19 protein-coding genes are annotated in these 21,095 nt (G+C 71.1%); 17 read left to right on the top strand and 2 right to left on the bottom strand.

Annotated elements, in window-relative coordinates; all coding sequences use genetic code 11:
- The first annotated feature begins 46 nt into the window (after positions 1–46).
- The 3 genes from IEY79_RS21635 (at position 47) to nusB (ending at position 2,241) form a co-directional block, all read left to right on the top strand.
- The gene (locus tag IEY79_RS21635; RefSeq protein WP_189109214.1) at positions 47–1,159 is read left to right on the top strand and encodes an aminopeptidase P family protein; all 1,113 of its coding nucleotides are present in this window, start codon (positions 47–49) and stop codon (positions 1,157–1,159) included.
- An 81-nt stretch (positions 1,160–1,240) separates the two neighbouring features.
- Complete coding sequence (efp, locus tag IEY79_RS21630; protein ID WP_023542976.1) at positions 1,241–1,807, top strand: elongation factor P; 567 nt, start codon at positions 1,241–1,243, stop codon at positions 1,805–1,807.
- Between the two features lie 2 nt (positions 1,808–1,809).
- Entirely contained in the window at positions 1,810–2,241 is a 432-nt protein-coding gene (gene nusB, locus IEY79_RS21625; protein WP_189109213.1) for a transcription antitermination factor NusB, read from the top strand.
- 405 nt (positions 2,242–2,646) lie between these two features.
- On the opposite strand, the gene bldD is transcribed toward nusB, so the two are convergent.
- The gene (gene bldD, locus IEY79_RS21620; protein WP_023542978.1) at positions 2,647–3,147 is read right to left on the bottom strand and encodes a transcriptional regulator BldD; all 501 of its coding nucleotides are present in this window, start codon (positions 3,145–3,147) and stop codon (positions 2,647–2,649) included.
- Between the two features lie 217 nt (positions 3,148–3,364).
- Between bldD and pyrR the strand changes: the two genes are divergently transcribed.
- The 14 genes from pyrR (at position 3,365) to IEY79_RS21550 (ending at position 20,414) form a co-directional block, all read left to right on the top strand.
- Complete coding sequence (gene pyrR / locus IEY79_RS21615) at positions 3,365–3,955, top strand: bifunctional pyr operon transcriptional regulator/uracil phosphoribosyltransferase PyrR (protein ID WP_189109212.1); 591 nt, start codon at positions 3,365–3,367, stop codon at positions 3,953–3,955.
- Between the two features lie 122 nt (positions 3,956–4,077).
- The gene (locus tag IEY79_RS21610) at positions 4,078–5,100 is read left to right on the top strand and encodes an aspartate carbamoyltransferase catalytic subunit (RefSeq protein WP_189109211.1); all 1,023 of its coding nucleotides are present in this window, start codon (positions 4,078–4,080) and stop codon (positions 5,098–5,100) included.
- 2 nt (positions 5,101–5,102) lie between these two features.
- Positions 5,103–6,389: a dihydroorotase gene (locus tag IEY79_RS21605; RefSeq protein WP_189109210.1), complete on the top strand. Its 1,287-nt coding sequence runs from the start codon at positions 5,103–5,105 to the stop codon at positions 6,387–6,389.
- Between the two features lie 11 nt (positions 6,390–6,400).
- A complete protein-coding gene (locus IEY79_RS21600) occupies positions 6,401–7,063 on the top strand; it encodes a PH-like domain-containing protein (protein ID WP_229701023.1) in 663 nt (220 codons plus the stop codon).
- Positions 7,060–8,226: a glutamine-hydrolyzing carbamoyl-phosphate synthase small subunit gene (gene carA / locus IEY79_RS21595; RefSeq protein WP_189109208.1), complete on the top strand. Its 1,167-nt coding sequence runs from the start codon at positions 7,060–7,062 to the stop codon at positions 8,224–8,226. The genes IEY79_RS21600 and carA overlap by 4 nt, the downstream gene beginning before the upstream one ends.
- On the top strand, positions 8,219–11,545 hold the full coding sequence (gene carB, locus IEY79_RS21590) for a carbamoyl-phosphate synthase large subunit (RefSeq protein ID WP_189109207.1): 3,327 nt from the start codon (positions 8,219–8,221) through the stop codon (positions 11,543–11,545). The genes carA and carB overlap by 8 nt, the downstream gene beginning before the upstream one ends.
- Positions 11,546–11,801: 256 nt before the next feature.
- Complete coding sequence (locus tag IEY79_RS21585; protein WP_189109206.1) at positions 11,802–12,911, top strand: quinone-dependent dihydroorotate dehydrogenase; 1,110 nt, start codon at positions 11,802–11,804, stop codon at positions 12,909–12,911.
- Positions 12,908–13,792, top strand: a complete 885-nt coding sequence (gene pyrF / locus IEY79_RS21580; protein ID WP_189109205.1) for an orotidine-5'-phosphate decarboxylase — start codon at positions 12,908–12,910, stop codon at positions 13,790–13,792. Before IEY79_RS21585 ends, pyrF begins: the two co-directional genes overlap by 4 nt.
- Positions 13,793–14,049: 257 nt before the next feature.
- The gene (locus IEY79_RS21575) at positions 14,050–14,373 is read left to right on the top strand and encodes an integration host factor (RefSeq protein WP_003956414.1); all 324 of its coding nucleotides are present in this window, start codon (positions 14,050–14,052) and stop codon (positions 14,371–14,373) included.
- Between the two features lie 38 nt (positions 14,374–14,411).
- Positions 14,412–14,975 carry a guanylate kinase gene (gmk, locus tag IEY79_RS21570; protein ID WP_189109204.1) on the top strand — a complete coding sequence of 188 codons (564 nt, stop codon included), beginning with the start codon at positions 14,412–14,414 and terminating at the stop codon, positions 14,973–14,975.
- An 80-nt stretch (positions 14,976–15,055) separates the two neighbouring features.
- The gene (gene rpoZ, locus IEY79_RS21565) at positions 15,056–15,328 is read left to right on the top strand and encodes a DNA-directed RNA polymerase subunit omega (RefSeq protein WP_023542989.1); all 273 of its coding nucleotides are present in this window, start codon (positions 15,056–15,058) and stop codon (positions 15,326–15,328) included.
- 84 nt (positions 15,329–15,412) lie between these two features.
- The gene (coaBC, locus tag IEY79_RS21560; RefSeq protein WP_189109309.1) at positions 15,413–16,657 is read left to right on the top strand and encodes a bifunctional phosphopantothenoylcysteine decarboxylase/phosphopantothenate--cysteine ligase CoaBC; all 1,245 of its coding nucleotides are present in this window, start codon (positions 15,413–15,415) and stop codon (positions 16,655–16,657) included.
- Between the two features lie 258 nt (positions 16,658–16,915).
- The gene (gene metK / locus IEY79_RS21555) at positions 16,916–18,124 is read left to right on the top strand and encodes a methionine adenosyltransferase (protein ID WP_189109203.1); all 1,209 of its coding nucleotides are present in this window, start codon (positions 16,916–16,918) and stop codon (positions 18,122–18,124) included.
- Positions 18,125–18,251: 127 nt separating this feature from the next.
- Positions 18,252–20,414 carry a primosomal protein N' gene (locus tag IEY79_RS21550; protein WP_189109202.1) on the top strand — a complete coding sequence of 721 codons (2,163 nt, stop codon included), beginning with the start codon at positions 18,252–18,254 and terminating at the stop codon, positions 20,412–20,414.
- Between the two features lie 115 nt (positions 20,415–20,529).
- Here IEY79_RS21550 and IEY79_RS21545 read toward each other — a convergent pair whose 3' ends face one another.
- Positions 20,530–21,066: a hypothetical protein gene (locus tag IEY79_RS21545; protein ID WP_189109201.1), complete on the bottom strand. Its 537-nt coding sequence runs from the start codon at positions 21,064–21,066 to the stop codon at positions 20,530–20,532.
- Positions 21,067–21,095: the final 29 nt, after the last annotated feature.

Below are 21,095 nucleotides of genomic sequence, written 5' to 3'. Positions count from 1 at the left end.
ACGCGTCGGCCGCGCCGAGCCGGGCCCGCGCTCATACGCTCGATACATGTCAGAGGTGTATGCGGTCCGTCGCGGGCGGCTGCGCGACCGGTGCGCCGCGGCCGGCAGCGATGCCGCCCTGGTCTCCCTGCCCGCCAACGTCCGCTATCTCGCGGGCGGCGCACCACCGGGAGCCGTGCTGCTGCTGGGCGTCGCGGACCAGCAGGACGTACTCCTCTGCCCCCGCACCCTCAGCGGCGTGACCGCAGACAGCCGCCCCGACGAACGGCTGCGGCTGAACGTGCTGCCCACCGCCGCGGGCGATCCGGCCGTCGCCGCCGCGGACCTCCTCGACGCGTCCAGCGTCCGGACCCTCGCCGTCGAGGAGCACCATCTGACCGTCGTCCGCCACCGCGCCATCGGCTCGGTCGCACCCCGGCTGCTCCTCTCCGATCTCGGCTGCGCCGTGGAACAGGAACGCACCGTCAAGGACGAGGGGGAGATCGCCCAGCTGCGGATCGCCGCCGAGATCTCCGACCAGGCCCTCGGCGAACTGCTCGAATCGATCCTCGTCGGCCGCACCGAACGCCATCTCGCGCTCGAACTTGAGCGGCGGCTGGTCGACCACGGCGCCGACGGACCGGCCTTCCGCACCTCCGTCGCCACCGGCCCGAACGCGGGCCGCGCGGGCCACCGGCCCTCGGACCGCAGGGTCGAGGAGGGGGATTTCCTCTCCGTTCGCCTCGGCGCCAACTACCACGGATACCGTTGCGAGATCGGCCGCACGTTCGTCATCGGAACGTCGCCCGCCGACTGGCAGATCGAGCTGTACGACCTGGTGTTCGCGGCACAACGGGCAGGTCGGGAGGCTCTGACCCCCGGTACCGCCTACCGCGACGTGGACCGCGCGGCCCGTCAGCCGCTGGAGTCGGCGGGGTACGGCGAGGGGCTCGCGGCCCGTACCGGACACGGTGTGGGGCTCGAAATCGACGAGGACCCGCAGTTGGCACCCGCTGCCATGGGTAAACTGGACGCTTGTGTGCCGGTCACCGTCGAACCGGGGGTCCACCTTCCGGGCCGGGGCGGTGTCCGGATCGATGACACGCTCGTCGTCCGCCCCGAGGCGGACGGCGGACCCGAGCTACTCACCATTACGACCAAGGAACTGCTCGCGCTCTAGCCGACCGGCAGGCTCTGCCGGTCGCGCCGGCAGCGCGCACCCGTGGTCCCACCCAGCTTCAGTCCAGGAGATTCCGCAACCGTGGCTTCCACGAACGACCTCAAGAACGGCATGGTGCTCAAGCTCGACTCTGGCCAGCTCTGGTCCGTCGTCGAGTTCCAGCACGTCAAGCCTGGCAAGGGCCCGGCCTTTGTGCGTACCAAGCTGAAGAACGTGCTCTCCGGCAAGGTCGTCGACAAGACCTTCAACGCCGGCGTGAAGGTCGAGACGGCCAGCGTCGACCGCCGCGACATGCAGTTCTCGTACATGGACGGCGAGTACTTCGTCTTCATGGACATGGGCACCTACGACCAGATCCACATCAGCCGGGAGGTCGTCGGCGACGCCGCGAACTTCCTCCTGGAGGGCTTCGAGGCCACGGTGGCGATGTACGAGGGCAACGCGCTCTACGTCGAGCTGCCCGCCGCCGTCGAGCTGGTCATCGAGCACACCGACCCCGGTGTGCAGGGCGACCGCTCCACCGGTGGCTCCAAGCCCGCCAAGCTGGAGACGGGTTACGAGATCGGTGTCCCGCTCTTCATCACGACCGGCGAGAAGATCAAGGTCGACACGCGCTCCGGTGAGTACCTCGGCCGGGTGAACAGCTAACCGTGGCTGCCCGCAACAAGGCCCGTAAGCGCGCCTTCCAGATCCTTTTCGAGGCCGACCAGCGCGGGGCGCCCGTGCAGACGGTCCTCGCGGACTGGCTTCGGCACGCCCGGACCGACGACCGCCAGCCGCCGGTCAGCGAGTACACGATGGAACTCGTCGAGGGATACGCGAAGTACGCCGAGCGGATCGACGAACTCATCAGCACCTACTCGGTGGGCTGGACGCTCGACCGGATGCCGGTCGTCGACCGGAACATCGTGCGGCTCGGCACGTATGAACTGGTGTGGGTGGACGGAACGCCCGACGCCGTGGTGATCGACGAGGCGGTCCAGCTCGCCAAGGAGTTCTCCACCGACGAATCGCCGTCGTTCGTGAACGGTCTCCTCGGCCGTTTCAAGGACCTCAAGCCGAGTCTGCTCCGCGCCGACTAGGGCGTGTTCCAGAAGTAGCGTCGTCCGCCCGCAGGAGGGGCTCACGGCCTCACGGCCCGGAGCCGTCGAGCGTGTCCTCAAGCGCCGGACGGGCCGCACACGCGGCCCGTCCGGCGCTTGAGTGCTTCTTGGCGGGGGAGTGCGGCCGGGGTTCCGTGCCCCGCCGGGTCCTGGGCGCCCTGAGCGGACGGCAGGGGGTCTCGATCATCGGCCGTTGAGCCGTCCGGGTGATGCGCGGCCCGGTGGCGCAGGTCGCTTCCACCCGTATCCGCGTTCGATCCGTCGGCCCCCGAGGGTGACATCCGTCTCGGTCCGGCCCGAGGACCCCGACACGCCGGAAGGGCGGCCCGCCGCTCGCGGTCCGCCCTTCCGGATGTGACGTTTCTGCTGTTCTGTACCGCGGTGTCAGCCCTCGTCGTGGGCCACGGCGCGGCGTGCGTCGGCGTCCAGCACGCCCCAGCTGATGAGCTGCTCGGTGAGGACCGAGGGCGACTGGTCGTAGATGACCGCGAGGGTGCGCAGGTCGTCCTGGCGGATCGACAACACCTTGCCGTTGTAGTCACCGCGCTGGCTCTGGATGGTCGCCGCGTAACGCTGGAGAGGGCCGGCCTTCTCCTGCGGGACATGGGCGAGGCGCTCCAGGTCCAGGACGAGCTTCGGCGGCGGCTCGGCGGCCCCGCCCGGCGTGGTGCCCGGCAGGAGCTCCTGGACCGGCACACCGTAGAAGTCGGCCAGCTCGGCGAGGCGCTGCACGGTCACGGCGCGGTCGCCGCGCTCGTACGACCCCACCACCACGGCCTTCCAACGGCCCTGGGACTTCTCCTCCACGCCGTGGAGGGAGAGGCCCTGCTGGGTGCGGATGGCGCGGAGCTTGGCCCCGAGCTGCTTTGCGTATTCGCTGGACATAAGGCTCCCCGGACGCTGGGACAAATCTGCGGCTCCGCCGCGTGGCTGGTAACTCACTGTGAGGTTACGCAGCGTGACTTGGATGCGTCAAGCCGAATGATCCGGACCCGCCCCGCCACAAGTCCGGAAAAGGCTGTCGGACCTGGTAATGTCGACTGCGCAAATCCGACGTCCTTTAACGTCCGTCCCGTGAGGCGGAGAAGGAGGTCCGTTTCTTATGGACACGCACAGCTCCGATGCCGCCCGCCCCGTGCTGGAGGCGCCCGACATCGCACGGGCACTGACCCGTATCGCCCACGAGATCGTCGAACGCGCCAAGGGCGCCGACGACGTGGTTCTGCTCGGCATCCCGACCCGTGGCGTCTTCCTGGCCAGACGGCTGGGCGACAAGCTCGAAGAGATCACCGGCGGCAAGATCCCGGTCGGCTCCCTGGACATCACGATGTACCGGGACGATCTGCGCATGCGGCCCGCCCGCGCGCTCGCCCGCACCGACATCCCGGCCGACGGCGTCGACGGACGTCTCGTGGTCCTCGTGGACGACGTGCTCTTCTCCGGCCGCACCATCCGCGCCGCCCTCGACGCGCTCGGCGACATCGGCCGGCCACGCGCGGTCCAGCTCGCCATCCTGGTCGACCGCGGTCACCGCGAACTGCCCATCCGCGCGGACTACGTGGGCAAGAACCTCCCCACCTCGCTGCGCGAGACGGTCAAGGTGCAGCTCGCCGAGGAGGACGGCCGCGACACCGTGCTGCTCGGTCTGAAGAAGCCCGATCCGGGAGAGCCCGCCCCGGCCGGCGAGCGGTAGCGCGCCCTCCCGTACGCCGCGGGCCGGTACCAGGCCGTGGCGTCGGCGCGCCCCGCTGCCGCCGTGCCCTCCCGGGAACACCCCGGACCCCGGAACCACCTCCACACAACGGAGCACCACCGATGCTGCGCCTCACAGGGGCAAGCCCCCGTACCCCCGGCCATCTGATCTCCGCCGCCGACCTCACCCGCGACGACGCCGTGCTGATCCTCGACACCGCCGAGGAGATGGCCCGGGTCGCCGACCGGCCCATCAAGAAGCTGCCGACGCTGCGCGGCCGTACGGTCGTCAACCTCTTCTTCGAGGACTCGACCCGCACCCGGATCTCCTTCGAGGCGGCCGCGAAGCGCCTCTCCGCCGATGTCATCAACTTCTCGGCAAAGGGCTCCTCGGTCTCTAAAGGAGAGTCGCTCAAGGACACCGCGCTGACGCTGGAGGCGATGGGCGCCGACGCCGTCGTCATCCGCCACGGCTCCTCGGGCGCCCCGTACCGCCTCGCCAACTCCGGCTGGATCGACGGCGCCGTCATCAACGCGGGTGACGGCACGCACGAACACCCCACCCAGGCGCTGCTCGACGCCTTCACGATGCGCCGCAGGCTCGTCGGCGCGGACGCGGGCATCGGCCGGGACCTCGAAGGGCGCCGGATCACGATCGTCGGCGACATCCTGCACAGCCGCGTCGCCCGCTCCAACGTGCTGCTGCTGCACACGCTCGGCGCGGAGGTCACGCTGGTCGCCCCGCCGACGCTGCTGCCGATCGGTGTCGAGAAGTGGCCGTGCGAGGTGTCGTACGACCTCGACCAGGTGCTGCCCAAGTCCGATGCCGTGATGATGCTCCGGGTCCAGCGCGAGCGGATGAACGCCGCCTTCTTCCCGACCGAGCGCGAGTACTCGCGGCGCTACGGGCTCGACGGCGAGCGGATGGCCCGGATGCCCGACAACTCGATCGTCATGCACCCCGGCCCGATGAACCGCGGTATGGAGATCACCGCCGAGGTCGCCGACTCCGACCGCTGCACGGCTGTCGAGCAGGTCGCCAACGGTGTCTCGACGCGGATGGCCGTCCTGTATCTGCTGCTCGGCGGCAACGAGCCCGCCGTCACCCATTCCCGCGCGTCGTCCGCCACCGAGGAGAGCAAGTAACCATGAGCAAGACCCTGATCCGTGGCGCCAAGGTGCTCGGCGGCGAAGCGAGCGACGTCCTCATCGACGGCACGGTCATCGAGCGCGTCGGCATCGGCATCGAGGCGGGTGACGCCACCGTCGTGGAGGCCGAGGGGCAGATCCTGCTGCCCGGTCTGGTCGACCTGCACACGCATCTGCGCGAGCCGGGGCGCGAGGACTCCGAGACCGTCCTCACCGGCACCAGGGCGGCGGCGGTCGGCGGCTTCACCGCCGTGCACGCCATGGCCAACACCTTCCCCGTCGCCGACACCGCCGGCGTCGTCGAGCAGGTCTGGCGGCTCGGCCGGGAGTCCGGCTACTGCGACGTACAGCCCGTCGGCGCCGTCACCGTCGGCCTGGAGGGCAAGCAGCTCGCCGAACTCGGCGCCATGCACGACTCGGCCGCCGGGGTGCGGGTCTTCTCCGACGACGGCAAGTGCGTGGACGACGCGGTGATCATGCGCCGGGCCCTGGAGTACGTGAAGGCCTTCGACGGCGTCATCGCCCAGCACGCCCAGGAGCCCCGGCTCACCGAGGGCGCCCAGATGAACGAGGGCATCGTCTCGGCGGAGCTCGGACTCGGCGGCTGGCCCGCCGTCGCCGAGGAGTCGATCATCGCCCGGGACGTCCTGCTGGCCGCCCATGTCGGCTCCCGCGTCCATATCTGCCATCTCTCCACGGCCGGTTCGGTCGAGATCATCCGGTGGGCCAAGTCGAAGGGCTGGAACGTCACCGCCGAGGTCACCCCGCACCACCTGCTCCTGACGGACGAGCTCGTACGGTCCTACAACCCCATCTACAAGGTGAACCCGCCGCTGCGCACCGAGGCCGACGTCCTGGCGCTGCGCGAGGCCCTCGCGGACGGCACCATCGACTGCGTCGCCACCGACCACGCCCCGCACCCGCACGAGGACAAGGACTGCGAGTGGGCGGCGGCGGCCATGGGCATGGTCGGCCTGGAGACCGCGCTCTCCGTCGTCCAGCAGACGATGGTCGACACCGGGCTCATCGACTGGGCGGGCGTCGCCGACCGGATGTCGGTCCGCCCCGCGCAGATCGGCCGCCTCGCCGGACACGGCCGTCCCGTCTCGGCAGGTGAGCCCGCCAACCTCACGCTCGTCGATCCCGCTTACCGTGGAGTGGTGGACCCCGCGGGCTTCGCGTCCCGCAGCCGCAACACCCCCTACCAGGGCCGCGAGCTGCCGGGACGTGTCACCCACACCTTCCTGCGGGGCCGTGCCACGGTCGTCGACGGGAATCTGGCGTGAGCGCTGCACTGATCAATCTGGCCGCCGAGCAGAAGTCGGCGGAGGTGACCGACTGGTCCGCCCGTATCGGCTGGGCGGTGGGCCTGCTCGTCTTCATCGCGCTGGTGTACTGGCTGATGCGCCAGGGCTGGAAGTGGCGCGGGAGCCTCCAGTCCGATCTGCCGGAGCTGCCCCAGGCTCCCGAGGCGGCGGCGCCCGGGGAGGTACGGCTGCGGCTCAGCGGCCGGTACCACGGCTCCACGACCGCCGGTCAGTGGCTGGACCGGATCGTCGCCCACGGCCTCGGCGTCCGCAGCCGCGTGGAGCTGACGCTCACGGACGCGGGCGTGCAGGTCGTACGGCCCGGGGCCACCGACTTCTTCGTCCCGGCCGGCCAACTGCGCGCCGCCCGCCTCGACAAGGGCATCGCCGGCAAGGTCCTCGCCGAGGGCGGGCTGCTGATCCTCACCTGGCAGCACGGCGAACGGCTGCTCGACTCCGGCTTCCGCTCGGACCGCGCGGCGGAGCACACCGCCTGGGTCGAGGCCGTCAACCTCATGAACCAGTCGGTCGCGACGGATCACACACCGACCACCGACGCGTCGACCGCCGCGACCAGCGACGCGCCATTCACCGACGCGTCGACCGCCGCGACCGACGACGCACCACTCACGACGGAAGGCACCGCACGATGACCCTCTCCACCCGGGGAGCCGCCCAGGCTCCCGCCGTACTCGTCCTGGAGGACGGCCGCAGTTTCCGCGGCCGTGCCTACGGGGCCGAGGGGGAGACCTTCGGCGAGGCGGTGTTCTCCACCGGCATGACCGGCTACCAGGAAACCCTCACCGACCCCTCGTACCACCGCCAGGTCGTCGTCATGACCGCCCCGCACGTCGGCAACACCGGCGTCAACGACGAGGACGACGAGTCCGGCCGGATCTGGGTCGCCGGCTATGTCGTACGCGACCCCGCCCGCGTCCCCTCCAACTGGCGCTCCCGGCGCTCCCTGGACGAGGAACTCGTCCGGCAGGGCATCGTCGGCATCAGCGGTGTCGACACCCGCGCGCTCACCCGCCATCTGCGCGAGCGCGGCGCGATGCGCGTCGGCATCTTCTCCGGGGACGCCCTCGCGGGCGGCGGCCTCAACGACGAAGCGGCACTGACCGCGCGCGTGTTGGAGGCGCCCGGGATGAAGGGCGCGAACCTCTCCGCGGAGGTCGCGGCCACCGAGACGTACGTCGTCCCGGCCGTCGGCACCAAACGGTTCACCGTCGCCGCCATCGACCTCGGCATCAAGGGCATGACTCCCCGGCGGATGGCCGAGCGCGGCATCGAGGTGCACGTCCTGCCCGCCACCGCCACCCTCGACGACGTGTACGCGGTCGAGCCCGACGGCGTGTTCCTCTCCAACGGCCCCGGCGACCCCGCCACCGCCGACCTCACGGTCGTCAAGGGCGTGCTCGAGCGCGGTACGCCGCTCTTCGGCATCTGCTTCGGCAACCAACTCCTCGGCCGCGCGCTGGGGTTCGGCACGTACAAGCTCAAATACGGTCACCGCGGGATCAACCAGCCGGTGCAGGATCGTTCCACCGGCAAGGTCGAAGTCACCGCGCACAACCACGGGTTCGCCGTCGACGCCCCGCTCGACCGGATCTCCGACACCCCCTACGGCCGCGCCGAGGTCTCCCACGTCTGTCTCAACGACAACGTGGTCGAGGGGCTCAGGCTGCTCGACCGGCCGGTCTTCAGCGTCCAGTACCACCCCGAGGCGGCCGCCGGCCCGCACGACGCCGCCTACCTCTTCGACCGCTTCACGTCTTTGATGAACACAGTCCCGATGGAGGGCCCGCGTGCCTAAGCGCTCCGATATCCGGTCCGTCCTGGTCATCGGCTCGGGTCCGATCGTCATCGGCCAGGCGGCCGAGTTCGACTACTCGGGCACCCAGGCCTGCCGCGTCCTCAAGTCCGAGGGCCTGCGCGTCATCCTCGTCAACTCCAACCCGGCCACGATCATGACCGACCCGGAGATCGCCGACGCCACCTACGTCGAGCCGATCACCCCCGAGTTCGTCGAGAAGATCATCGCCAAGGAGCGCCCCGACGCGCTGCTGCCCACCCTCGGCGGCCAGACCGCGCTCAACACCGCGATCTCCATGCACGACAACGGCGTCCTGGAGAGGTACGGCGTCGAACTCATCGGCGCCAACGTCGAAGCCATCAACAAGGGCGAGGACCGCGACCTCTTCAAGGGGGTCGTCGAGGCCGTCAACGCCAAGATCGGACACGGCGAGTCCGCCCGCTCCGTCATCTGCCACACGATGGACGACATCCTGGCCGGCGTCGACGAACTGGGCGGCTACCCCGTCGTCGTACGCCCCTCCTTCACCATGGGCGGCGCCGGCTCCGGCTTCGCCCACGACGAGGACGAGCTGCGCCGGATCGCCGGACAGGGCCTGATGCTCTCGCCGACCACCGAGGTGCTCCTGGAGGAGTCCATCCTCGGTTGGAAGGAGTACGAACTGGAGCTGATGCGCGACCGGAACGACAACGTCGTGGTCGTCTGCTCCATCGAGAACTTCGACCCGATGGGCGTCCACACCGGCGACTCCATCACCGTCGCGCCCGCGATGACCCTCACCGACCGCGAGTACCAGCGGCTGCGTGACATCGGCATCGCGATCATCCGCGAGGTCGGGGTCGACACCGGCGGCTGCAACATCCAGTTCGCCGTCGACCCGGCCGACGGCCGGATCATCGTCATCGAGATGAACCCGCGCGTCTCGCGCTCCTCCGCGCTCGCCTCCAAGGCCACCGGTTTCCCGATCGCCAAGATCGCCGCGCGTCTCGCCGTCGGCTACACGCTGGACGAGATCCCCAACGACATCACCGAGAAGACCCCGGCGTCCTTCGAGCCGACCCTCGACTACGTCGTGGTGAAGGTCCCGCGTTTCGCCTTCGAGAAGTTCCCCGCCGCCGACGCCACCCTCACCACCACCATGAAGTCGGTGGGCGAGGCCATGGCGATCGGCCGTAACTTCACCGAGGCGCTCCAGAAGGCGCTGCGCTCGCTGGAGAAGAAGGGCAGCCAGTTCGTCTTCGCCGGGGCGCCCGGCGACAAGGCCGAGCTGCTGGAGCTGGCGAAGGTCCCCACCGACGGCCGGATCAACACCGTCATGCGGGCGATCCGCGCCGGGGCGAGCCAGGAGGAGATCTTCGACGCGACGAAGATCGACCCGTGGTTCGTCGACCAGCTCTTCCTGATCAAGGAGTACGCGGACGAGCTCGCCGCCGCCGACCGGCTCGACCCCGCACTCCTCGCCGAAACCAAGCGGCACGGATTCTCCGACGCCCAGATCGCCGAGATCCGGGGGCTGCGCGAGGACGTCGTACGCGAGGTACGGCACGCGCTCGGCGTGCGCCCCGTCTACAAGACGGTCGACACGTGCGCCGCCGAATTCGCCGCCAAGACCCCGTACTTCTACTCCTCGTACGACGAGGAGAGCGAGGTCGCGCCGCGCGAGAGGCCCGCCGTGATCATTCTCGGCTCCGGCCCCAACCGCATCGGCCAGGGCATCGAGTTCGACTACTCCTGCGTGCACGCCTCCTTCGCGCTGAGCGCGGCCCCGACGCCGGCCGGCGGCTACGAGACCGTGATGGTCAACTGCAACCCCGAGACCGTCTCCACCGACTACGACACCTCCGACCGGCTCTACTTCGAGCCGCTCACCCTGGAGGACGTCCTGGAGATCGTCCACGCGGAGACCCTGGCCGGGCCCGTCGCGGGCGTCATCGTCCAGCTCGGCGGCCAGACACCGCTCGGTCTCGCCCAGGCGCTCAAGGACAACGGCGTCCCGGTCGTCGGCACGCCCCCGGAGGCCATCCACGCCGCCGAGGACCGCGGCGCCTTCGGCCGGGTCCTCGCCGAGGCCGGACTGCCCGCGCCCAAGCACGGCACGGCCACCACCTTCGACGAGGCCAAGGCCATCGCGGACGAGATCGGCTACCCCGTGCTGGTCCGCCCCTCGTACGTACTGGGCGGACGCGGCATGGAGATCGTGTACGACGAGACCCGCCTGTCCACGTACATCGCCGAGTCCACCGAGATCAGCCCCACCCGGCCGGTCCTGGTGGACCGCTTCCTCGACGACGCCATCGAGATCGACGTCGACGCGCTCTACGACGGGACGGAGCTGTACCTGGGCGGCGTCATGGAGCACATCGAGGAGGCCGGCATCCACTCCGGCGACTCGGCGTGCGCCCTGCCCCCGATCACCCTCGGCGGCTTCGACATCAAGCGGCTGCGCGCCTCCACCGAGGCCATCGCGCGCGGAGTCGGTGTCCGCGGGCTGATCAACATCCAGTTCGCGCTGGCCGGGGACATCCTCTACGTCCTGGAGGCCAATCCGCGCGCCTCGCGCACCGTGCCGTTCACCTCGAAGGCCACCGCGGTGCCCCTGGCCAAGGCGGCCGCCCGGATCTCGCTGGGCGCCACCATCGCCGACCTCCGTACGGAGGGCCTGCTGCCGGCCAACGGCGACGGCGGCACCCTGCCCATGGACGCGCCGATCTCCGTCAAGGAGGCCGTCATGCCGTGGTCGCGCTTCCGCGACATCCACGGACGCGGCGTCGACACGGTGCTCGGCCCGGAGATGCGCTCCACCGGCGAGGTCATGGGCATCGACTCCGTCTTCGGCACGGCGTACGCCAAGTCGCAGGCAGGGGCGTACGGTCCGCTTCCCACGAAGGGCCGCGCCTTCATCTCCGTCGCCAACCGCGACAAGCGCTCGATGATCTTCCCGGCGCGTGAACTGGTCGCGCACGGCTTCGAGCTGCTCGCCACCTCCGGCACCGCGGAGGTCCTGCGGCGCAACGGCATCAACGCCACGATCGTGCGCAAGCAGTTCGAGGGCGTCGGTCCGAACGGCGAGAGGACCATCGTCCAGCTCATCCACGACGGGGAGGTCGACCTCATCGTCAACACCCCCTACGGCACCGGCGGCCGGCTCGACGGCTACGAGATCCGTACGGCGGCCGTGGCACGCGGCGTCCCCTGTCTGACGACGGTGCAGGCGCTCGCGGCAGCCGTCCAGGGCATCGACGCGCTCAACCACGGCGGTGTGGGAGTCCGTTCGCTCCAGGAGCACGCACAGCACCTCATCGCCGCCCGCGAGGACTAGGCCGTGTCTTCAGAGTCCCGCCTGGCCCGCCCCGCGGGCGGACGGCGCCACTTCTGAGACACCCCCCAGGCCGACGTAGTTCCCCCGGGGCGGGAGGGCGCCCTTTGCGTCGCCGGGGTCATTCGCGTACGTCCCGTACGAGAATGATCCTCCGTCACGCGAGCGCACGCGCCGACGCCGACGCGTGCGCCTCGCGCCCCGCCCCGCCGGCGGACGGCGCCATCCGTCAGACACGACCCAGAGGAGCCCGCCCCTCATGTACCGACTCTTCTTCCGGCTCTTCTTCCGGCGGATGGACCCGGAGCAGGCCCACCAGCTGGCCTTCCGCTGGATCCGGTTCGTTGTCGGGATCCCGGTCCTGCGCACCTTCGTGGCCGCGGCGCTCGCGCCTCGTTACAAGGAGCTGCGCACCGAGGCCTTCGGGCTGCGGATGCACGGCCCCTTCGGTCTCGCAGCCGGCTTCGACAAGAACGCCGTCGCCATCGACGCCATGAGCATGCTCGGCTTCGACCATGTCGAGGTCGGCACGGTCACCGGCCGCCCGCAGCCCGGCAACCCCCCGCAGCGGCTGTTCCGGCTGCCCGCCGACCGGGCGCTGATCAACCGCATGGGCTTCAACAACGACGGATCGGCGACCATCGCCCTGCGCCTCGCCACCCGCCGGGAGATCTTCCGTACGACGGTCGGCGTCAACATCGGCAGGACCAAGGCGGTCCCGGACGAGAGTGCGATCGGCGACTACGTGACGTCGACCGAGCGCCTGGCCGCCCACGCCGACTATCTCGTCGTCAACGTCTCGTCCCCGAACACCCCCGGTCTGCGCGATCTCCAGGCCGTCGACCAGCTGCGTCCGCTGCTGACGGCCGTACGCGAGGCCGCCGACCGCGTCGTCACCGGGCGGCGGGTCCCGCTGCTGGTCAAGATCGCCCCCGATCTCGCCGACGAGGACATCGACGCCGTCGCCGACCTGACCGTCGAGCTCGGCCTGGACGGCATCATCGCCACCAACACCACCATCGCCCGGCACGGCCTCGGCCTGAGGACGGCCCCGTCCCTGCTCGCCGAGGCCGGCGGACTGTCCGGAGCGCCACTGAAGGAGCGCTCGCTGGAGGTCCTGAGGCGGCTGTACGGCCGTGTGGGGGACAGGATCACCCTGGTCGGGGTGGGCGGCATCGAGAACGCCGAGGACGCCTGGCAGCGGATCCTGGCGGGCGCGACCCTCGTCCAGGGCTACAGCGCCTTCATCTACCAGGGGCCGTTCTGGAGCCGGGGCATCCACAAAGGGCTGGCCGCCCGGCTGGCCACCAGCGAGTACGCCACCCTCGCCGACGCTGTCGGCGCCGACACCAGGAAGGTGCGCGCATGACCGCCTCCGCGTCCGCCCCCGAGCCGGAGCCGGAGCCGGAGCCCTTCGGCGCTCGTCTGCGGCGCGCCATGGACACGCGGGGGCCGCTCTGCGTGGGCATCGACCCCCACAGCTCGCTCCTGCACGCCTGGGGGCTGAGCGACGACGTCGCGGGGCTGACGTCCTTCACACGGACCGTCGTCGAGGCGCTGGCCGACCGCGTCGCCGTACTGAAGCCGCAGTCGGCGTTCTTCGAGCGGTTCGGCTCGCGCGGTGTCGCCGTCCTGGAGCAGGCGGTCGCCGAGGCCCGGGCCGCCGGCGCGCTCGTGCTGATGGACGCCAAGCGCGGCGACATCGGCTCCACCATGGCCGCGTACGCCGCCACCTACCTCGACAAGGACAGCCCGCTCTTCTCGGACGCCGTCACGGTCTCGCCGTACCTCGGCTTCGGCTCCCTGCGGCCCGCCCTGGACGCGGCACGGATCAGCGGCTCCGGTCTCTTCGTGCTCGCCCTCACCTCCAACCCGGAGGGCGCCGAGGTCCAGCGGGCCACCACCGCGGGCGGTTCCTCGGTCGCACAGGTGATGCTCGATCACATGGCGGCGGAGAACGCCGAAGTGACGCCGCTGGGGTCGGTCGGCGCCGTCGTGGGGGCGACCCTCGGCGAGGCCGGTGTGAATCTCGCCGTCAACGGTCCGCTCCTCGCCCCCGGCATCGGCGCGCAGGGCGCGACCCCCGCGGACCTTCCCGGTGTGTTCGGCTCGGCCGTCCGAAATGTGGTGCCGAGTGTGAGCCGGGGTGTACTGCGTGCAGGTCCGGATGTTTACGCCCTGCGTGCGGCGGCGGAGCGGTTCGGCGACGAGGTGCGGACGGCGGTCGAGGGCGCGGAAGGAGCGCGCTGACGCGGCTCGAACGTGAATTCTGCGCGGATCCGGCGTCGATCCAGGAAGAAAAGCAGGTTGTTTTGCCAGGAATGTCCTGGTCGAGCGATGCTGACCAGGACTTTTCGGCTGTTCTCGCTGACGAGAGCGGTCTTCAACGCTAGTCTCCGTCGAGAGCCAACGTGCGGAAGGTCTCGCGCGTTGCTCGCCCTGGTGTGGGGCGACCCCGTTCCTCACCGGTCCGTATCCGACAGTTCGACATCCGAGGTGACGTAGGCGTGGCTCTTCCGCCCCTTACCCCTGAACAGCGCGCAGCCGCGCTCGAAAAGGCCGCCGCGGCTCGCCGGGAGCGGGCCGAGGTCAAGAATCGACTCAAGCACTCCGGCGCCTCCCTCCACGAGGTCATCAAGCAGGGACAGGAGAACGACGTCATCGGCAAGATGAAGGTCTCCGCCCTCCTCGAATCTCTGCCCGGCGTGGGCAAGGTGCGCGCCAAGCAGATCATGGAGCGACTCGGCATCTCCGAGAGCCGCCGTGTGCGGGGTCTCGGCTCCAACCAGATCGCGTCGCTGGAACGCGAGTTCGGCGGCGGTCCCGCCTGACGTTCTCGGGCACTCCCGGGAACCTGGATAATCGCTGCATGGCACCAGAGGTACGTCCGCGGCTGACCGTGCTCTCCGGCCCCTCGGGGGTCGGCAAGAGCACGGTCGTCGCCCATATGCGCAAGGTCCACCCCGAGGTATGGCTCTCGGTGTCGGCCACCACCAGAAAACCGCGCCCCGGCGAACGTCACGGGGTCCAGTACTTCTTCGTCGGCGACGAGGAGTTCGACAAGCTGGTCGCCAACGGTGAGCTGCTGGAGTGGGCGGAGTTCGCGGGCAACCGCTACGGCACGCCGCGTCGCGCGGTGCTCGAACGCCTGGAGGCGGGCGAGCCCGTGCTCCTGGAGATCGACCTCCAGGGCGCGCGGCAGGTCAAGGACTCGATGCCGGACTCACAGCTGGTCTTCCTGGCGCCGCCGAGCTGGGACGAGCTGGTCCGCCGGCTGACCGGCCGGGGCACCGAGTCGCCCGAGGTGATCGAGCGCCGGCTGGAGGCCGCGAAGGTGGAGCTGGCGGCCGAGTCGGAGTTCGACACCAGCCTGGTGAACACCTCCGTCGAGGACGTCGCCCGCGAGCTGCTAGCCTTGATGGCAGTTGCCTGACCTCTGTCTGCTTTCGCGCAGCCGTCGGTAGCACCCCGCATTTCCTGTATTTCCCTGATTTATCTTCGGAAGGCAAGAGAGTGTCCTCTTCCATTTCCACGCCCGAGGGCATCATCAACCCGCCGATCGACGAGCTTCTCGAGGCCACGGACTCGAAGTACAGCCTCGTGATCTACGCGGCCAAGCGCGCGCGCCAGATCAACGCGTACTACTCGCAGCTCGGCGAGGGCCTGCTCGAGTACGTCGGTCCGCTGGTGGACACGCACGTCCACGAGAAGCCGCTCTCGATCGCCCTGCGTGAGATCAACGCGGGTCTGCTGACGTCCGAGGCCATCGACGGCCCGGCGCAGTAACGGCGACAGATTCCTTTCACCACAGGCCCGGCAGCGCGACTGCCGGGCCTGTGGTGTGTCATGGGGGAAGACGAATCCAACCGAATGCGGGGAGACACGGTGGACCAGGCGGAGCGCTCGGGCGGCAGGCCGAAGGTCGTTCTCGGGGTGAGCGGCGGGATCGCCGCCTACAAGGCGTGCGAGCTGCTGCGCCGCCTCACCGAGTCGGGCCATGACGTACGGGTCGTCCCGACCGCGTCCGCCCTGCACTTCGTGGGCGCCGCGACCTGGTCCGCGCTCTCCGGACACCCCGTCTCCACGGAGGTCTGGTCGGACGCCCACGAGGTGCCGCACGTACGCATCGGCCAGTCCGCCGATCTCGTCGTCGTCGCCCCCGCCACCGCCGACATGCTGGCCAAGGCCGCCCAGGGCCTGGCGGACGACCTGCTGACCAACACGCTCCTGACCGCGCGCTGCCCGGTGGTCTTCGCCCCGGCCATGCACACCGAGATGTGGGAGCACCCCGCCACCCAGGCGAACGTCGCGACCCTGCGCGAGCGTGGTGCCGTCGTCATCGAGCCCGCCGTCGGCCGTCTCACCGGCGTCGACACCGGCAAGGGGCGGCTGCCCGACCCCGACGCGATCTTCGAGGTCTGCCGACGGGTCCTGGCGCGCGGTGCGGTCGTGCCCGACCTGGCGGGCCGCCATGTCGTCGTCTCCGCCGGCGGCACACGTGAGCCGCTCGACCCCGTGCGCTTCCTCGGCAACCGCTCCTCCGGGAAGCAGGGGTACGCGCTGGCCCGTACGGCGGCGGCCCGCGGCGCCCGCGTCACCCTCGTCGAGGCCAACACCGGGCTGCCCGACCCGGCCGGCGTCGACATCGTGCGCGTCGGCACCGCCGTACAACTGCGCGAGGCCGTCCTGAAGGCGGCCGCCGACGCCGACGCCGTGGTGATGGCGGCGGCCGTGGCCGATTTCCGCCCCGCCGAGTACGCGGCCGGGAAGATCAAGAAGAAGGACGGCGAGGAGCCCGCGCCGATCGTGCTGGTCCGCAACCCCGACATCCTCGCGGAGATCGGCGCGGAGCGGCCCAGGCCGGGTCAGGTGATCGTCGGATTCGCCGCCGAGACGGACGACGTGCTCGCCAACGGGCGCGCGAAGCTGCGTCGCAAGGGCTGCGATCTGCTGGTCGTCAACGAGGTGGGGGAGCGCAAGACCTTCGGCGCCGACGAGAACGAGGCGGTGATCCTGGGAGCGGACGGCGGCGAGACGCCGGTGCCGCACGGTCCCAAGGAGGCGCTCGCCGACACGATCTGGGACCTGGTCGTACCCTCACTCGGGTCTGACTAGGCGAACGGCGAGTTAATTCTTGGTTCCCCCTTTCGGGTGGCCAAAAACGGCCCAAACCGGGGCTTCCAGGTCGGGATGGGGGGCGATCGGCGTATCGCAGGACGGAGTGAACGCCCCAACTCGACTCCCAGAGTCCGAGACGCCTGGACCTTCTGAGCCGTCGGCCGGATAAACTGGCCGAGGAACGACGCGGGGCGCAGCTCCCCGGTCGCTCCGACAAGGATCTAGCCAGCAGCCGCTGCAACCCCAGGGAGCGATGTGTCGCGCCGTCTGTTCACTTCGGAGTCCGTGACCGAAGGTCACCCTGACAAGATCGCTGACCAGATCAGCGACACGATTCTCGACGCTCTTCTGCGTGAGGACCCCTCCTCCCGGGTCGCTGTGGAGACGTTGATCACCACGGGTCTGGTCCATGTGGCCGGTGAGGTCACCACCAAGGCGTACGCGCCCATCGCGAAGCTCGTACGCGACAAGGTGCTGGAGATCGGCTACGACTCCTCGAAGAAGGGCTTCGACGGCGCCTCCTGCGGCGTCTCGGTGTCCATCGGCGCGCAGTCCCCCGACATCGCGCAGGGCGTCGACACCGCGTACGAGAAGCGGGTCGACGGCGTGGAGGACGAGCTCGACGAGCAGGGCGCCGGCGACCAGGGCCTGATGTTCGGGTACGCCTGCGACGAGACGCCCGAGCTGATGCCGCTCCCGATCCACCTCGCCCACCGGCTCTCGCACCGGCTGTCGGAGGTCCGCAAGAACGGGACCATCCCCTACCTGCGCCCCGACGGCAAGACCCAGGTCACCATCGAGTACGAGGGCGACAAGGCGACGCGCCTCGACACCGTGGTCGTCTCCTCGCAGCACGCCTCGGACATCGACCTGGACTCGCTCCTCGCGCCCGACATCCGCGAGTTCGTCGTGGAGCACGTGATCAGCCAGCTCCTCGAGGACGGCATCAAGCTGGAGACCGAGGGCTACCGCCTGCTGGTCAACCCCACGGGCCGCTTCGAGATCGGCGGCCCGATGGGCGACGCCGGGCTCACCGGCCGCAAGATCATCATCGACACCTACGGCGGCATGGCCCGCCACGGCGGCGGCGCCTTCTCCGGCAAGGACCCGTCCAAGGTGGACCGCAGCGCCGCGTACGCGATGCGCTGGGTGGCGAAGAACGTGGTCGCCGCCGGTCTCGCCGCGCGCTGCGAGGTCCAGGTCGCGTACGCGATCGGCAAGGCCGAGCCGGTGGGCCTGTTCATCGAGACCTTCGGCACCGCCACGGTCGACGTCGAGAAGATCGAGCAGGCCATCGCCACGGTCTTCGACCTGCGCCCGGCCGCGATCATCCGCGACCTCGACCTGCTCCGCCCGATCTACGCCCAGACGGCGGCCTACGGTCACTTCGGCCGCGAGGAGCCCGACTTCACCTGGGAGCGCAGGGACCGCGTCGACGCCCTGCGCGCGGCGGTCGGTCTCTGAGGCATTCCCCGTCACGTCGACGGGACGGGCCCCCGACACCACTGGTGTTCGGGGGCCCGTCGTCGTGCGCCGGGGAGATACCCCGTGACCAGCCCCGTTGTCGGTGGTGTCTGGTAAGAATTTGGCTGTGAGCAGCGACGACGAGCACCCCGACGAGCGGACCGAGAAGGAGTCCGCAGGGGACGGCGGTCCGGAGCAGCTCGCGCTCATCCGGGAGACCGTGCGGGCCGCCAAGGTGCCGAGGGCCAAGCCGCGGACATGGCGGGGGGCGCCGTTGGCGGGGGAGCGCCCCGTCGCGCGGGTCGTCGTCAACAAGGGCGTGCTGCATCTCGATCAGCTCTTCGACTACGCCGTGCCCGAGGAGCTGGACGAGGCCGCCCAGCCGGGGGTGCGGGTGCGGGTGCGGTTCGGGGCCGGGGCGCATCAGGTGCGGGGCGGGCGGCGTGAGGGCGGGCGGCTGATCGACGGCTTCATCGTCGAGCGGCGGGCCGAGTCCGACTACGCGGGGCCGCTCGCGGCGCTGGCTGGTGTGGTGTCGCCGGAGCCGGTGCTCAGCCCCGAGCTGCTCGGGCTCGCGCGGGCGGTCGCGGACCGTTACGCGGGCAGCCTCGCCGACGTACTGCAACTGGCCGTGCCGCCGAGGAACGCGCGCGCGGAGGCCAAGCGGTCCCCCGACCCCTTGCCGGCGCCGGGGCGGCCGGAGACGGGCACCTGGGAGCGGTACGCGAAGGGCCCGGCCTTCCTTGACGCGCTCGCCGACGGCGGCGCCCCACGAGCGGTGTGGACCGCGCTGCCCGGGCCCCACTGGGCGGACGAGCTGGCGAGGGCCGTCGCGGCGACGCTCGCATCCGGGCGAGGGGCCCTCGTCGTCGTACCGGACGGCCGGGTCGCGGCCCGCGTCGACACCGCCCTCACGGAGCTGCTCGGCGAGGGACACCACGCGCTGCTCACCGCCGAGGCGGGCCCGCAGAAGCGGTACGGCCAGTGGCTCGCCGTCCGGCGCGGCTCGGTCCGGGCCGTGGTGGGGACCCGCGCGGCCATGTTCGCCCCCGTGCAGAACCTCGGACTCGTCGCCATCTGGGACGACGGCGACTCCAGCCACAGCGAGCTCCACGCCCCGCAGCCGCACGCCCGGGAGGTCCTGCTGCTGCGCGCCGCCCACGACAGATGCGCCTTCCTCCTGGGCAGTACGGGGTGCACCGTGGAGGCGGCCCAACTGGTCGAGACGGGCTGGGCGTTGCCCATGACGGCCGACCGGGAGCGTTTCCGTACGGCCGCGCCCCTGGTGCGGACAGTCGGGGACGGCGAGCTGGCGCGCGACGAGGCCGCGCGCGCGGCCCGGCTCCCGAGCCTCGCCTGGCAGGCCGTCAGGGACGGGCTCAGAACCGGTCCGGTCCTGGTGCAGGTCCCCCGGCGCGGCTATGTGCCCCGGCTCGGCTGCGAGCGCTGCCGCGCGCCGGCCCGCTGCCGCCACTGCGCGGGCCCCCTGGAGGCGCCCGAACAGCGGGAGTTGCACTGCGCCTGGTGCGGGCGGGGCGAGCCCGGCTGGCGCTGTACGGAGTGCGGCGGGACGCGGCTGCGCGCCAGCGTGGTCGGGGCGCGGCGTACGGCTGAGGAGCTGGGCCGGGCCTTCCCCGCCGTGCCGGTGCGTACGTCGGGGCGCGACCACATCCTCGACACCGTGCCCGGCCGCCCCGCTCTGGTGGTGAGCACGCCCGGCGCCGAGCCCGTCGCCGAGGACGGCTACGCGGCGGCGCTGCTCCTCGACGGCTGGGCGATGCTGGGCCGGCCGGACCTGAGGGCGGGGGAGGAGGCGCTGCGCCGCTGGCTGCACGCCGCGTCGCTGGTCCGGGGCCAGGGCGACGGCGGCACGGTCGTGGTGGTGGCCGAGCCGACGCTGCGGCCCGTACAGGCGCTCGTGCGCTGGGATCCGGTGGGCCACGCCCAGCGCGAGCTGGCGGAGCGGGCTGAGCTGGGCTTCCCCCCGGTGTCCCGGATGGCGGCGGTGTCGGGGCGGCCCGACGCGGTCGCCGCGTTCCTTCACCTCGCCGAACTGCCGCCCGACGCCGAGGTCCTGGGGCCCGTACCGCTGCCGGTCACGGACCCGGCCCGGCACCGGAGGACCGGTGATCCGCCGCCCGGTGAGGTGTGGGAGCGCGCGCTGCTGCGGGTGCCCCCGGGCAGCGGCGCCGCGCTCGCGGCCGCCCTGAAGTCGGCCCAGGCGAGCCGCATGGCACGCGGTGGCGGCGACCCGGTGCGGATCCGGATCGATCCCCCGGACATCGGCTGACGGACAGGACCCGGGGCGGGGGATCCGTTCTCGAACGCCGGACCCGCCGCCCGTACACCGGACCCGCCGCCCGTACGCCGGGTCCGGTGCCCGCGGACCACCCAGGCGCTCGGCGTCAGCCGTTGCGAGGACCCGGGAACGCCCCCGGGCGGGCCTCCTCGCGCAGTGGCTGCGCGGCGGCCACCGACGGCTGCGGTGGCATCGACCGGGCCGCCGGCACGGCCGGGACCGGGCCCTGCGCGGCGGGGCCCACCGGCGGCGCGGCGTCCTGCGGACGGTCCCCCTCGGCGGCGGCCTGCTGGGCCGCCCGCCTCGTACCGTAACGTCGGTGCACCGCCTGCTTGGTGACGCCGAGCGCCGAGCCGACCGCGTCCCACGAGAAGCCCAGCGAGCGATCGAAGTCCACGGCGGCCGTCACCAGGCTCTCGACGCTGTCCCGCAGTTCCTGCGCGAGACGGACGGTCGGCGCTGGCGCCCGGCCGTAGACGACGAAGCCCGTGGAAGGGCCTGAGCGGCGCGGGCGGTAGACGTTGCCCAACTGGGCTGTGAGAGTGCGCAATGCGTCCACCTGCCGGCGGACGCGCTCGATGTCCCGCACCAACAGGTGCAGATTTGCCCGGGCTTGTGCGTCGTGGGTTGCGTGGTCGGCCATGAACAAGCCTCTCGAACCGGCGTTGAAAC

It is taken from the genome of Streptomyces camponoticapitis (genome assembly GCF_014646115.1).
GTDB classification, from domain to species: Bacteria; Actinomycetota; Actinomycetes; order Streptomycetales; family Streptomycetaceae; genus Streptomyces; species Streptomyces camponoticapitis.
The sequence above is the reverse complement of the archived record's forward strand: the minus strand, read 5'-3'. Positions and strand labels throughout refer to the sequence as shown.